This window comes from Hydrotalea sandarakina, from assembly GCF_003254115.1.
Taxonomy (GTDB): Bacteria; Bacteroidota; Bacteroidia; order Chitinophagales; family Chitinophagaceae; genus Hydrotalea; species Hydrotalea sandarakina.
Window position 1 is genome coordinate 422,543 of record NZ_QKZV01000003.1, and the last position, 13,576, is coordinate 436,118.

Annotated in this window: 12 protein-coding genes; 4 read left to right on the forward strand and 8 right to left on the reverse strand. The window is 38.5% G+C overall.

Annotated features, from left to right (window positions below):
* Positions 1–72: 72 nt before the first annotated feature.
* Positions 73–834: a PIG-L deacetylase family protein gene (locus LX80_RS07040; RefSeq protein ID WP_111294623.1), complete on the forward strand. Its 762-nt coding sequence runs from the start codon at positions 73–75 to the stop codon at positions 832–834.
* A 67-nt stretch (positions 835–901) separates the two neighbouring features.
* Here LX80_RS07040 and LX80_RS07045 read toward each other — a convergent pair whose 3' ends face one another.
* The 8 genes from LX80_RS07045 to glpK form a co-directional block, all read right to left on the reverse strand.
* The gene (locus tag LX80_RS07045) at positions 902–1,345 is read right to left on the reverse strand and encodes a hypothetical protein (protein WP_111294625.1); all 444 of its coding nucleotides are present in this window, start codon (positions 1,343–1,345) and stop codon (positions 902–904) included.
* A gap of 30 nt (positions 1,346–1,375) precedes the next feature.
* Complete coding sequence (locus LX80_RS07050; RefSeq protein WP_111294627.1) at positions 1,376–2,752, reverse strand: murein hydrolase activator EnvC family protein; 1,377 nt, start codon at positions 2,750–2,752, stop codon at positions 1,376–1,378.
* Between the two features lie 71 nt (positions 2,753–2,823).
* Positions 2,824–3,651 carry a DUF4292 domain-containing protein gene (locus LX80_RS07055; protein ID WP_111294629.1) on the reverse strand — a complete coding sequence of 276 codons (828 nt, stop codon included), beginning with the start codon at positions 3,649–3,651 and terminating at the stop codon, positions 2,824–2,826.
* A 3-nt stretch (positions 3,652–3,654) separates the two neighbouring features.
* Positions 3,655–4,098, reverse strand: coding sequence for a dUTP diphosphatase (gene dut, locus LX80_RS07060; protein WP_111294631.1), 444 nt, complete (start codon positions 4,096–4,098; stop codon positions 3,655–3,657).
* 188 nt (positions 4,099–4,286) lie between these two features.
* The gene (locus tag LX80_RS07065) at positions 4,287–5,627 is read right to left on the reverse strand and encodes a vanadium-dependent haloperoxidase (RefSeq protein ID WP_111294633.1); all 1,341 of its coding nucleotides are present in this window, start codon (positions 5,625–5,627) and stop codon (positions 4,287–4,289) included.
* Positions 5,628–5,925: 298 nt separating this feature from the next.
* Positions 5,926–6,636, reverse strand: coding sequence for an MIP/aquaporin family protein (locus tag LX80_RS07070; protein WP_111294634.1), 711 nt, complete (start codon positions 6,634–6,636; stop codon positions 5,926–5,928).
* Between the two features lie 36 nt (positions 6,637–6,672).
* On the reverse strand, positions 6,673–8,235 hold the full coding sequence (locus tag LX80_RS07075) for a glycerol-3-phosphate dehydrogenase/oxidase (protein WP_211307717.1): 1,563 nt from the start codon (positions 8,233–8,235) through the stop codon (positions 6,673–6,675).
* 29 nt (positions 8,236–8,264) lie between these two features.
* Complete coding sequence (glpK, locus tag LX80_RS07080; protein WP_111294636.1) at positions 8,265–9,761, reverse strand: glycerol kinase GlpK; 1,497 nt, start codon at positions 9,759–9,761, stop codon at positions 8,265–8,267.
* A 389-nt stretch (positions 9,762–10,150) separates the two neighbouring features.
* On the opposite strand from glpK, the gene LX80_RS07085 reads away from it, so the two are divergent.
* The 3 genes from LX80_RS07085 to LX80_RS07095 form a co-directional block, all read left to right on the forward strand.
* Positions 10,151–11,404, forward strand: a complete 1,254-nt coding sequence (locus LX80_RS07085) for a multiheme c-type cytochrome (protein ID WP_111294638.1) — start codon at positions 10,151–10,153, stop codon at positions 11,402–11,404.
* Between the two features lie 539 nt (positions 11,405–11,943).
* Entirely contained in the window at positions 11,944–12,519 is a 576-nt protein-coding gene (locus LX80_RS07090; RefSeq protein WP_146250410.1) for a hypothetical protein, read from the forward strand.
* A 10-nt stretch (positions 12,520–12,529) separates the two neighbouring features.
* Positions 12,530–13,576 (forward strand): hypothetical protein (locus LX80_RS07095; protein ID WP_146250412.1); only part of this gene is annotated, 1,047 nt, incomplete at its 3' end.

Genomic DNA, 13,576 nt, shown 5'->3' on the forward strand with positions numbered 1-13,576 from the left:
GGGGCAAAAAAGCCAATAGGAAAAAATGATTTACTTTTAAGAGCATCCTCAACCATCATTCATTAAACAACTATGCCGGAAAATCCTAAAAACCGCAGGCAATTTGTAAAAAATGTTACTGCAGGAATCAGCTTTTTAAGCTTGCCTAATTTACTGCAAGCACAGGCACAACCTACTGCAAATAGAAAGAAAATTGTATGCGTTGGGGCACATCCCGATGACCCGGAAAGCGGGTGTGGCGGAACCTTAGCCATGCTATCCAATTTAGGACACTCTGTTACGATTATTTACTTAACCACCGGTGAAGCAGGTATACCCGGCAAAAGTCATGAAGAAGCCGCGGCTATAAGAAAACAAGAGGCGATTAACGCCTGCAAAATATTAGGTGCAAAACCCGTATTTGCCGGACAAATTGATGGGGCAACCATTGCAGATAATGCAACTTTACAACAATTAAACAAATTAATTACAAGTGAACAACCCGATATTGTTTTTACACACTGGCCTATTGACACCCATAAGGACCACCAAGTGGCAAGTTTATTAACCCTGCAATGTTGGGTAGCCAATGCCGCAAAATTTGAATTGTATTTTTTTGAAGTTTGTAATGGTGAACAAACCATGGGGTTTTACCCAACTGACCGGGTAAATATTACAGATACACAAGCCATAAAAAGAAATGCCGTATTTTGCCATACCAGCCAAGATCCTACGGGTATTTACAATTGTGGTCATGCCATAATGGAAGCATTCAGGGGAAGAGAAATAGGTGTAAATGCTGCTGAAGGTTTTGTTAGAATGTCGGGTAAAGGAAATGGGCTGCTAAAAATATAGCAGCACTTTATAATGTAACTTGAATGAAGTTTTGGTTTGAAATATGCCGGTTGTTTATCACCGATTTTTACAGTAACAACTTTTGCCATTGTTTTAATTGGCTTTTTTCTTCATTAGTCAGCAACTGCTTTAAATTACATTTGGTTTGTAACAATAGTGCGCCTTTATGTTGCGGATATTTCTGTAAAATAGATGCAATGACAGGCAAAAATTCTTCATAAGGATTCGCCGCATCAACAGCTGAAGGCACAGAAGTTTCTTTAGCAATTTTGTGTCGTTCGGGCATTTTTAAAATAATAGCCTGCAAGGTGCTTAACCAGTGCTGAGGCATGTCCGGAATTTTGGAAGCTTTTTGATGCAGTCCCTGCAATTGTTTTTTGCTTAAACTTCCCCTTTCTTCATACTGATGCATTAAACTTAAAATGAATAAAGCGTTGGGATTATACCGGTAACAAGCATCTAATATTTTTTCAATTACATCAACTGCCTTTTTATTAGGGTGTTTTGACATGTTGGTGTATTTATGCTTGGTGGAAACAATTTATCGAGATTTCAGCCATTGTTCGGGATTCACAAATTTATTGCTGCCATTCATTACCCTAAACTCTATTTTACCTTCCCCGTCAAAATCAGCTGCAGCATGTCCAATTAAAGTACCGGCTTTTACTTGTTGGCCCCTGTTTACACTTACATCAGACAATTTATTGTAAACGGTAAAATATTTACCATGTTGCACCAATACGCCTTGAAAATCGCCTAAATCCATTACAGAAATCACTTCCCCATCGGCTACACATCGTACAGGAGCTCCAATTTTAGTAGAAATAAAAATACCATCATTGGTTTCTTTCAGTTTTGTACCGGGTACAATATTGGTTCCAAATTGCCCAACCACAGCACCTCCGGAAACCGGCCAAGGTAACCGGCCTTTATTGTTTTCAAAGTTAATAGACATTTCTCTTCCTTCAGGTGTTGTTTCAAATACACTATACGTACGTGCTTCATTTCTGTCGGCTGAAACTACCCCTGTAATAGGTTCATCAGAAGCTTTGGGTGTGTTATTAGCCGGTGTACTATTTGTTTTGGGGGCAGGCGTATTATTCGCTGTTACAGCAGGCTTTTTAGCAGCTTCTGCTTTGGCCTTAGCCAAACGTTCTCTTTCCCTGCGTTCAGCCTCAGCTATTTCGCGGCGAATGGCGGCTTTAATGGCTTCATTTAATATTTGCCTTTGCCTTTCGGTTTTACGCAACTGTGCTAAATAATCTTTTTCTTTATTTTTCAGTTGATTCACAATTTGGTCTTTCTCTTTTTTATCTTGTTCCAAAACCTTCAACTGATTACTTTGTGTTTCCAATACCTTGGTTTGTTGTTCTTTGGCATTGTTCATTTCAACAATTGCCTGCTGTCTTAATTCGCTGGTTTTTAAAATGGTCTGCGCTTCTGCTTCGCGATATTGACGATAACTTCTCAAAAAAGCCATTCTTTTCAATGCATCATTAAAATCGCGAGCCGAGAATAAGAAGTTTAAGTATTCGTAGCTGCTTCGGTTTTTATAAGCAAAAACAATGCTTTTGGCATAATTCTGCTTAAGGGTATCTAATTGCCTTTTCAGGCGATTAATTTCTAATTGCTTATTGTATATATCATCATTCAACCGTTGTATTTCCTGATTAATTTTATGAATTAAGCGCTCACGTACTGCCAGTTTTCGTTGAATAATGGCTACTTCTGTTAGTGATTGCTTCTTGTTTTTGCGAATGGCATTTAAGGTTGCATTTAAGTTGTCAATTTCTTCTTGCAATTGTTTTTGTTGTTGCTGCAAAGCTTCACGGGTAGGTGGTTGTTGTGTACTACCTTGTGTTTGTGCCCATACCGGCAAAATGGGAAACAATAAAAAACAAAACAATATTAAACGCATGCTTAAAACCTCCACATTAAAAAAAAAGACTTATGAATTAATTTTTCATTAACGCTACAGCCCCAACAATATTATTTCACTTTGTATTTTTTAGGAACTGAAAAGGTATATTTTAACGGCTCATTAAATGAAAACTCTTTAAAATCAAGAAATATATCTAATCGCGATTTTTCAGCTACCGATATTTGTCGGAAGGTAGCAAACAGAAAATTATCAATAGGCTGATAATTACTGAATGTTATATCGCAAGTGCGGTTCCGTTGCATATCAACATCATCTAACTTACTATGTAATATTCGGTAATCTACATTATCTAATGTTACCAAATGCTTAAACATATCGCCCACCATCAATACCAACAATTGTTTATTGCCCGATTTATAGGAAACCACATTACTGTCTAAAAACACCGGATTACCCACAATTAAGTTTTGTAATGTAGTAAAATCAAAAGGTATTTGTGTAACGTCTTGCAAATAAGCAATACTTCTGTATTGAATAGATTTACCGCCTTTAAGTTTAATTAATATAACACTATCGGGCGTTACCAAAACATTGGCCACAACCCCATAAGGCGGCAGTGCAATTTTTACATAAATAACACTGTCTTTTATCATACTTAAGTAGGCCGTAACATGTTCACTTTCTTCGGCCCCTTCATAATCAACTTTAATTTTAGCATTAAAGGTTTTAAAGTCAATAGAGCGTTTCATTACCTTTTCCATAATATCCTTCACAATGGCAGCCGAATCAACTTTGGGGGCTTCGGTAACAATTACAGTTTGAGCCGTATCTTTTTTTGAAATTGCCTTTTCAATATTTTGTACCTTTTTTACAGGATGGCAGGCAAAAACAGCAAAAACAAAAAGTATAAAAACAAAAAGTCGTTGCATCATCATATTTTATTGTTTTCCGGTATGTCCAAATCCGCCTTCACCGCGGGCAGTTTCCGTTAAAGTTTGCACAGGCATCCAATTAATTTGTTCAATTTTTTGAATAACCATTTGTGCAATTCTATCACCATCATGAAGTGTTACCGGTTCATTGGAAAGATTGATTAAAATTACTTTTATTTCTCCTCTGTAATCGGCATCTATTGTACCCGGTGTATTTAAGCAAGTAATGCCTTGTTTTATAGCCAAACCGCTTCGAGGTCGTATTTGTGCTTCGAAGCCTTCGGGTAATGCTATATGCAGTCCGGTGGGAATTAAAGCACGTTCTAATGGCTGCAGAGTAACGGGTTGAAGTAGAAAAGCGCGTAAATCCATGCCGGAAGCGCCTGCTGTTGCATAGGCAGGTAATGGATGATGCGAATGATTGGTAATGGGAATAGCTAATTGTTGCATGCAGCGAAGGTAGGGGTTTAGCTTAAATTTGCTAAGGCCGGAAAGCTTAAAAAGTAAGCTTCAACCTTGTTGGTTCACCGAAAAAATGAATGATTAAAGCTTGGCATGATTGTGTTTTCCATTAAAAAAAGCGCCTTAGTAAAAACATACTAAGGCGCCGGAAAATGGATTAAAAAAAGCGGGAGCTATTATTCTTTGTATTTTTTTAACAATTTACTCATAACCAATAAGCCAATTTCTTTACCCTGTGCATAGGCATCCCAAACGGAAGGCAAATAATGGATACCGCCATAAAAACGGCTCATAGAAACCTCTCTTGCCGCTGAATCTAATGTAGGGAAAGTTCTATCCGGCCATCCCCAATTACGTTCACTTGAATCTCTGAATGGAGTTTCATTACCATAAATGGTTTTTAAAACAGCTGCAGATGCACTTGAAATAGTAGAGTGCGCACTGTTGTATTCCGGAAATGGAGGAGTTTGCAAATAGGGCTTCCAGTTAGGATCAATATACTTGTTAATAAAGGTTTCGGGCCTTACTAAATCGTAGGTGTACTTTGCATTCCATGAAGCAATAAAAGCATCAAAAATACCCAAAGCAACACCGGTGTAAGAATATACTGTTTTATAAAAATCGGCATTTTTATCTTTTGCAATGGTACCCACAATTTCCATCCAGTGGCCACAAGGCGTCATTGCTTTGGTGGCAAACATTAAATGACCTTGCACGTGAAGTTTAAAGCTGTTACAGTCCCAAAAATTGGCAATCCATTTTTGGGTAGTGTCTAAATGAATACCAGTTTCATATACTTGCTTAGCCATTTGATAAAAGGGACTACCGGGTTTATTACTGTAAACAATGGGGCCGGGTGCTTTTATTTGCCAAACAGAATCCATCACTACGGTACGAATGGTACCCCATTTAGGCTCAACTGCATCAAAATACCCCGGTGGAGTGGGTTCCCAATGACCATCTAAATTGGTTACCGTAAACCGGGCGCCACGGGTTTGTGCATAATTATCTTTTTTACTCCAGGCCATAATTGAATCTGCCACAGCCGATCCATACGCAACAGAATTGGTGTACATATTATCCGGTATGCCCGATTGCTTTACCACATCTAATACCGAATCGGTAATATGTTGCATTTTATCTTGCGAAAAGGTTAAGGCTTTCCCTACTTTCAAAAATGCCACAGTGGCCGCTAAGGGATAATCGAGTGCTTTTTTCTGCTCGGCGGTGGGTACAGGTATATTGTTTAAATCTTTAATTTTTCCCTGCAACGATTCAAAGTGTTTGCCTTCATTCGCCAAAACTTCATATGCAGCAAGGTTTGAGTAGGCAAATACTCTTGAAGCCACCGGCGGCGTAAAAATGTCGTAGATAATTACATAGTTTAATTCGTGCTGCATTTGAGTGAACAGCAATGGGTCGTGCGTAATTTTTTCATAAGCATTTTTGGGCTTGCAACCTTCGAAAAGTACAAACGCCAGTACAAATACCGCGAAGGTTTTAACAGTCGATTTCATGTTGGTTCAATTATAGATTTGTGATAAATAACACGGGTTTGAAGTTAAATAATTTACGGATAGCCGCATAAATAAAAAAACCATGTGCATTTACCACACCAACAAGGTGCAGCAAAAACCCATAGTTCATCTAACATCGTTGTTGAAACAATTACAACTTTCACTTTTATTGCCGCCACAACGATGAATAAAAGTAAGCAGTTTTTTGGAAGGAATTTTTTTACGGCATTAAAATGCTATTAAATACCACAAACATATTCAGAATAAACAAGCATGATAAAAGGAATAATAGATAATACTAATGAATAAAATGATAAACCACTACGGCCAACAAACCACCTAAAATAGGCCCAACTATGGGCACCCAACAATAGGCCCAATCGCTGGTACCTTTACCATTCATGGGTAGAATAGCATGCATGATACGAGGCCCTAAATCGCGGGCAGGGTTAGTGGCATAACCGGTTACACCCCCAAAACTTAAACCAATGGCCAATACTACTAATGCTACGGGTAATGCATCTAACGTACCCAGGCTTTGTGCAGGATTTTGCATTTCAAATACACTAAATACCAAAACAAATGCTCCTACAATTTCTGTTACCACATTCCAAAAATAATTGCGAATGGCAGGTTCGGTACAAAAGGTAGCTTTAATTACCGGTGCATCATTAGGTAAGGTATAATGTTTATAAAAAGTAATCCAAACCAATAAAGCTCCGGCCATAGCGCCGGCAATTTGTGCAATAATATAACCCGGCACCCATACCCAATTAAACTTACCCATGGCAGCAAATGCAATGGTAACTGCGGGATTTAAATGTCCGCCACTTAATTTAGCCGATATAAACACACCAATAAAAACGGCCATTGCCCAACCAAACGTAATAACTATCCAGCCGCCCCCATGCGCATAAGTGCTTTTTAAGTTCACATTGGCTACTACGCCGTTCCCTAATAAAATAAGCATGGCTGTACCTACAAATTCTCCTAAATATTGTTGCCACATTGTAGTTTTATTTTAAGTTCAAAATCAAACAATAGGTTATAACATGTATTGTTGTGCTAATTGTGTAAAGTTGTTGATTTCATTTTCCCGCCAGTCATCGGTTTGCTGCAATTCTTGCTGCATTAACCTTGCTACCAAGGGGGCAGCTTCAACGGCTGCATGCGCATCTAACAACAATAATCGAATTCTGCGTGCCAACACATCTTCTACCCTAACAGCCATTTCATTTCGCACAAACCAAATTACCTCTGCTTGCGTATAGGGATAATTGGGATGTATGCGTTGCTCCCATGCCGCATTTTCTTGCATTAGTTGCTGAATAAGTAATGCATGGGTACCATATACATGCCAATGCGTATCATAAGGAATAGGCCAATTCCATTGCCCTATGGGCAAGGTGGCAGTAATGGCCTTTTTTTTGGGTAATTTTCCCAGTTGAATTGCATGATTTAAAACATCGTCGGCCATGCGCCGATAGGTAGTCCATTTACCGCCAGTTATGGTAATTAGCCCCGATGAAGCAACGAGTATAAAATGATCGCGTGATATGACCGATGTACTTTTGCCCGATCCCTTTTTTTTCACCAAGGGGCGAAGCCCCGCATACACACTTTCTACATCTTTCATTGAAATAGGGTTGGAAGCATAAATATTATAATTATCAATAATAAATTGAATTTCTTCTTCCAAAGCTTTGGGCTCTAAACTAATTTGTTCAATAGGCGTATCGGTAGTACCTACTATTACTTTATGATGCCAGGGTACGGCAAACAATACCCGCCCATCGGTAGTTTTGGGTACCATTAAGGCTTGCTTTGATTGAAATTTAGATTGATTAATTACTAAATGCACACCTTGTGAAGGAGCAATAATTTCGGGCATGGCAGCATTATCCATTGCCATTACGGAATGTGCAAAAACACCGGTAGCATTAATTACCACATCGGCAGAAACATTATAATGTTCACCGCTTAGTTGATCATGAATAATTAATCCTTCAATTTGATTATCGGCATTTTTGGTGAATGCTTTTACGGCAGCATAATTTAACAAAGTAGCGCCATAACGGTGAGCCGTTGCTGCTAAATCAATACATAAGCGGCTATCATCAAATTGTCCATCGGTGTATTGAATACCCCCTTTTAAATTCCCTGTTTTAATAAACGGAAGTGCTGCAATGGTTTTCTTTTTCGATAGCCAGCGCGTTCTACCTAAACCCCAACCAATAGCCAACAAATCGTAAAACACCAAACCCAGGTAATAAAACCATTTACTCCAAAACGAATATACCGGCACCACAAATTGTTGGGTATGTGCCAGGTGTGGCGCATTGCGCAATAAACGGCCGCGTTCTTTTAAAGCGTGTATTACCAATTTTAAATTGCCCTGTGCCAAGTAACGAACGCCACCATGCACCAATTTTGTGGAACGGCTGGAAGTTCCTTTTGCAAAATCAAATTGTTCAACCAGCAATGTACGGTACCCCCTTGTTGCCGCATCTAATGCCGTACCTAAGCCGGTGGCCCCACCACCAATTACCACCACCTGCCAATGTGGGGTATTTACCATATTTTCAATCATTTTAGCACGTTGCATCATAGTGGTATTAAGTTAAAAGAAAAACCTGTTTAGGAATGATTAGCCCAATAAATGGTTGCATTTACGGCTCTATGCCACCCTGCCATTAACTGTTGTATTTCATGGGTGGATGATTGTGGATGAAAGGTTTGTGCCATTTGCCACAAAGCCGCTATTTCACTTCGGCTAGTATAAAAACCAACCCCTAAGCCGGCTAAATATGCAGCGCCTAATGCAGTGGTTTCAGTAACGGCAGGCTTTACCACATTACAACCCAGTATGTTACTTTGAAATTGCATTAGCAACCGGTTGGCAGTAGCTCCGCCATCAACCCGCAATTCATGAATGGCAATACCGCTATCGGCTTCCATAGCTTTTAACACATCAACGGTTTGGTAAGCAATACTTTCAATAACGGCACGGGCTATGTGTGCAGCAGTAGTTCCCCGTGTTAAGCCTGTAAGCATGCCTTTAGCTTCGGGATTCCAATACGGGGCACCTAAACCGGCAAATGCCGGCACAACGTATACGCCATCGGTATTATTTACCTGCTGTGCTAATGCTTCAATATCGGCCGAATGTTTAATAATGCCCAATCCATCGCGCAGCCATTGCACGGTAGCACCGGCCATAAACACACTTCCTTCTAATGCATATTCTGTAATGCCATTTATTTGCCAGGCAATGGTGGTTAACAAATGGTGTTGCGAGTGCACAATTTTTTCGCCTGTTTGCATTAACATAAAACATCCGGTACCATAGGTATTTTTTACCATACCCGGCTGTGTACACATTTGCCCAAACAAAGCTGCTTGCTGATCGCCGGCTATTCCCGAAACAGGAATGGCCGCCGGTGTTAAAACGGCATGTGTTTCGCCATACACTTCACTACTGCTTTTTACCTGCGGTAATATTTGCGGTGGAATATTCATTAATTGCAACAAATCGGCATCCCATTGTAAGGTATGTATATTAAATAATAAGGTACGCGAAGCATTGGTAACATCGGTAGCAAATACCTTACCGTTGGTTAACTTCCACAATAACCAACAATCAATAGTACCAAAGCATAGTTGCCCCTTTTCGGCTTTTGCTCTTGCACCGGGCACTTCATCTAAAATCCATTTTAATTTGGTGGCAGAGAAATATGCATCAATGACCAATCCTGTTTTTTGTTGAATAATGGGTGCCATGCCCTCCTTTTGCAGTTGATGACAATAGGCAGCCGTACGGCGATCTTGCCAAACAATGGCTTTATATACAGGTTCACCGGTTCGTTTGTCCCATACTACTGTTGTTTCGCGTTGATTGGTAATACCAATGGCCGCAATTTGCTGCATGGTAATTTTAGCTTTAATAACTGCTTCAGCAGCCACACTTATTTGTGTACTCCAAATTTCATTGGCATCATGCTCTACCCATCCCGGCCGGGGAAAATATTGTTGAAATTCTTTTTGCGCCAATGCAACAATTTCGCCTTTTTGGCTAAATACAATGGCGCGGCTGCTGGTAGTGCCGGCATCGAAAGCCAGTAAATATTTTTCCATATGGCTACTGTGTTTTGTTGAAAGGTAAATAATAATTATGAAACAGATGGCCTTAATGGTTTTATCTCTTTTTTATACAAGAATAAAAAAGCATGTAGTATATACAAAAATATACATATACTAAAATAGAAATATTTCAAATATGGCCTATTGATTGCATTGCCATATAGTTAATGTTAAAACATTAAAATAAGATTAAACCTTTCATTTTCAAAAATTTATTCACCGACACCGGCTACTATTTCACCGTTTATCATCGTTATTTTCCGCTCAAAATCATATTAAATTAAAATACTATTATAATACTTCCATACAGTAAATACGCCCTACAAACACTTTACATTTAATATTATTATTAAATACGAATTGAAAATTTTGAAACTGCTTACATGCTGAAAAATTACCGATATAAACGCATTTCATTCATTATGTTTTTGTTAATAACGGTAATGGTTTTACTTACCAACTGTTTTCGTTCGGGGAAAAAAGCAGTAATTATTGCACCTAACGGTGAAGCCTTTGCGGGAGATATTACCTGTATGCGTTGTCACGAAAACATTTACCAAAGTTATGTACACACAGCACATAGGAATAGCTCGGCACCTGCCAATGAGCAAACGATAAAAGGCAGTTTTGAGGAAGGGAACAATGAGTATATGTATAACCCTTACGACAGAATAAGAATGGAACACCGCGATAGCGGTTATTACCAGGTATGGTATAGCCCTTTGCGTGAGTTGGCGGCACATCGTTTTGATATAGTGATAGGTTCGGGCACCAAAGGCCAAAGTTATTTGTATTGGAATGGCAACGAATTGTTTCAACTACCTGTTTCGTTTTATACCGGCACTAATAGTTGGGCCAATAGTCCCGGGTACCCCAACCGTGTATTTTTTAACCGCATTGTAAATAGTACCTGCTTAGCCTGTCATAGTACCTATTTTAAGCCCATCAATACTCCCGGAACACCACCCGCATTTAGCCGCAAAACCATTATTTATGGCATTACTTGTGAACGATGCCACGGACCGGGTGCACAACATGTGGCTTATTTTACAAGTCACCCCAACGATTCTATTGCCCGATACATTATACAACCGCAATTATTAACCCGACAGCAACAATTAGATGCCTGCGCTATTTGTCATTCCGGTATGCAAGCAGGTAACCATACCCCATTTTCGTTTATTACGGGCGATACCCTTAACCACAGTAAAGACCAAGTACCGGCCCATTTAGATGTACATGGCAACCAATACGGTTTATTAATTGAAAGCAAATGTTTCTTACACACACAAACACTTACCTGCAATACCTGCCATAATACCCATCAAACAGAAAAAGAGAATAATACCTTATTCAATGCCCGATGCATGAGCTGCCATGCATCGAACCAATTACCTGCTTGTCCTATGTACCATACCATGGGAACAAGCATTACCCAATACTGTATTAATTGCCATATGCCCGGCCAACCTTCTACAACTTTAACCTTGCAACTAAAAAGTACTGATGAAGCTGTACCTGCAATGGTACACACACATCGTATTGCCATTTATGCCAATGCTACCCAACAAGTAATGGGTTACTTACAACTTTTACAACATGGAAAGAAACTTTTGCAATGGCCGGCAACATATTAACGGTAATAAAAAATTAAATGCCGGCGAATAGAAAAAAACAAACAGCCATTATCCGGAATGTTGGATAGTTTGTTGAGTAAATTGTAGCAACACAGTACCCGAGTTAGCCACTGCTCTTAAATGCCATTTAGGCATATTCGATACAAATTTGGTTTTCAACGCTGTTGAGTCGAATCAGTCTCGAATCTGTCTCGAAGCAGTCCCCATTCAAAATGGAATATTCCCACCCCAAAAACTGCAATAATGGCAGAAAACAGCCTTCAGAAGTTGTAGTGAAACCTGCTTTAGCTAACAGACAACATACAAAACCAATTACACTGGCTACCTATTAAAAATAGGTGATTTCACTACGTAGAAATACGTTTTTTTAAATAACATTTTTAGTATATTTTTAATGCATATCTTTTTATTACTATGTTTAACCCTGTTACCAATACCCCTACCATACCCAGAAGCCCACCCGTGGTTATTTATTAATTGATTGCCTTTACTTAATAATATATTTCAACAACATTTATTCTTTAACTAAAACATTTTTTATGAAATTTTTCCTTAGTTGTTTATTGCTAATACTTTGTTCCTCATTGGCCCACGCCCAATTAGAACAAGGCACTTGGCTGGTTGGGGGAAGTGGGAGTTACTATAATTTTACTGCTTTAAATAGCGGCACCAACTATAGTACTGATAGTAAGTATACCCAAATTAGTTTATCACCATACCTTGGTATTTTTATATTGAACAAATTTGCGATAGGGCTACTACCTACCTTTTCTTCCGTAAAAGGAAAGGTAACAAGCACTGGTGGATTATCGACAAATGTTCAACGATATCGAATTGGGCCGTTTGTTAGATATTACATTTTAAATGCATCTAAACAGTTTAATATTGTAACTGCGCTTAGCTATCAGTACGGGGTTTTTGGCGGGATAGCTTCTGGTAAATTAACCACTTTTTCTGCTTTAGCAGGCCCTGTTATTTATTTTAATTCTGTGGTTGGATTGGAAATGTTACTCGGATATGATTATAGCAAGGAAATGGAAACAGATGTAGCTACTAATGCTATTACTAAAGGATTAAAATTAAGTATAGGCTTTCAAATTCATTTAAAAAAATAAAAATATTATTATGAAAAATACATTCATCATTATTGCTTTACTTTTTTCTGCTCAATGTGCTTTTTCGCAAAGTATTTCCCCGGCAGAAGACGATGAATTTTGTCCATTACAAGATATTACTTTTACAGTAACTCTTCCGAGAATTTTAGATAATACAGTTCCATCTGTGGCTTCTTATACAAATGGTCCAATTATAATTACCGGTATATTACCAGGTTCTATCAAAAATACCCCTACACAAACTACATGTACATTCGTTGGTAGGTTTCGGGATGTAAACATTAATCAGGTATTTAAAATCACCTACCAAACTAATCTTGATTCAATTAAATCATATTTGCCTTCTTTCAAAAAAATAAAGTCATTATTTTACAACATCACACCTTCTACTACTTGTAAGCCATTACAACTCAATATTGCATCAGTTACTGTTCCCAGATGTCAGATTGTTAACATACCCATTAATTTCCAAAATATACAATGGAGTACTTTTGGAGAAAACCCGGCATATTGTTTTGGCACTATTACAACTTACGAATATTTGCTACCAAAAAACTGGTCAATTGGTAATAGTACTTCAGATGGCACAAGCTGGATTAAAGCAGGAAATAATGTAACGGTTACTTCCGATTTTTCAAATGGAATAAATGGTAGCATCCAAGTTAGACCTTCAAATAATTGTGGCATCAATTTAGCAAATGGATATATTCCTGCCCAAATTAGTATTTCCCGACCTGCACCTACTTTAAGCATAACAAGTAATTCATTTAACTTATGTAGTGCTACTACTGGTGCATTTACCATTAATGGAATACCCACCGGTGCCACCGTACTTTGGCAAGTAGATAATACTACCCTTGCACAAATTAATGGTCCTAATAATATCAACACCATTAATGTTACTGCCAACAGCAATGGCTTTAATGGAGATGTGGCTTTAACTGCTACTGTTCAACAATGCACTTTTACTTATCCGGTTACGGCTACCATTACCATTGGTACAGGTACACCACCTACTATAACCAATTTAAATTATGATAACAGGTGCGGCTCTTTT

What these genes read in the sequence shown, in the direction of transcription:
- LX80_RS07090 (WP_146250410.1), top strand. Translation starts at nt 11,944, where the DNA reads ATGAAATTTTTCCTTAGTTGTTTATTGCTAATACTTTGTTCCTCATTG.
- dut (WP_111294631.1), bottom strand. Translation starts at nt 4,098, where the DNA reads ATGCAACAATTAGCTATTCCCATTACCAATCATTCGCATCATCCATTA.
- LX80_RS07070 (WP_111294634.1), bottom strand. Translation starts at nt 6,636, where the DNA reads ATGTGGCAACAATATTTAGGAGAATTTGTAGGTACAGCCATGCTTATT.
- LX80_RS07050 (WP_111294627.1), bottom strand. Translation starts at nt 2,752, where the DNA reads ATGCGTTTAATATTGTTTTGTTTTTTATTGTTTCCCATTTTGCCGGTA.
- glpK (WP_111294636.1), bottom strand. Translation starts at nt 9,761, where the DNA reads ATGGAAAAATATTTACTGGCTTTCGATGCCGGCACTACCAGCAGCCGC.
- LX80_RS07065 (WP_111294633.1), bottom strand. Translation starts at nt 5,627, where the DNA reads ATGAAATCGACTGTTAAAACCTTCGCGGTATTTGTACTGGCGTTTGTA.
- LX80_RS07075 (WP_211307717.1), bottom strand. Translation starts at nt 8,235, where the DNA reads ATGATGCAACGTGCTAAAATGATTGAAAATATGGTAAATACCCCACAT.
- LX80_RS07040 (WP_111294623.1), top strand. Translation starts at nt 73, where the DNA reads ATGCCGGAAAATCCTAAAAACCGCAGGCAATTTGTAAAAAATGTTACT.
- LX80_RS07085 (WP_111294638.1), top strand. Translation starts at nt 10,151, where the DNA reads ATGCTGAAAAATTACCGATATAAACGCATTTCATTCATTATGTTTTTG.
- LX80_RS07055 (WP_111294629.1), bottom strand. Translation starts at nt 3,651, where the DNA reads ATGATGATGCAACGACTTTTTGTTTTTATACTTTTTGTTTTTGCTGTT.
- LX80_RS07045 (WP_111294625.1), bottom strand. Translation starts at nt 1,345, where the DNA reads ATGTCAAAACACCCTAATAAAAAGGCAGTTGATGTAATTGAAAAAATA.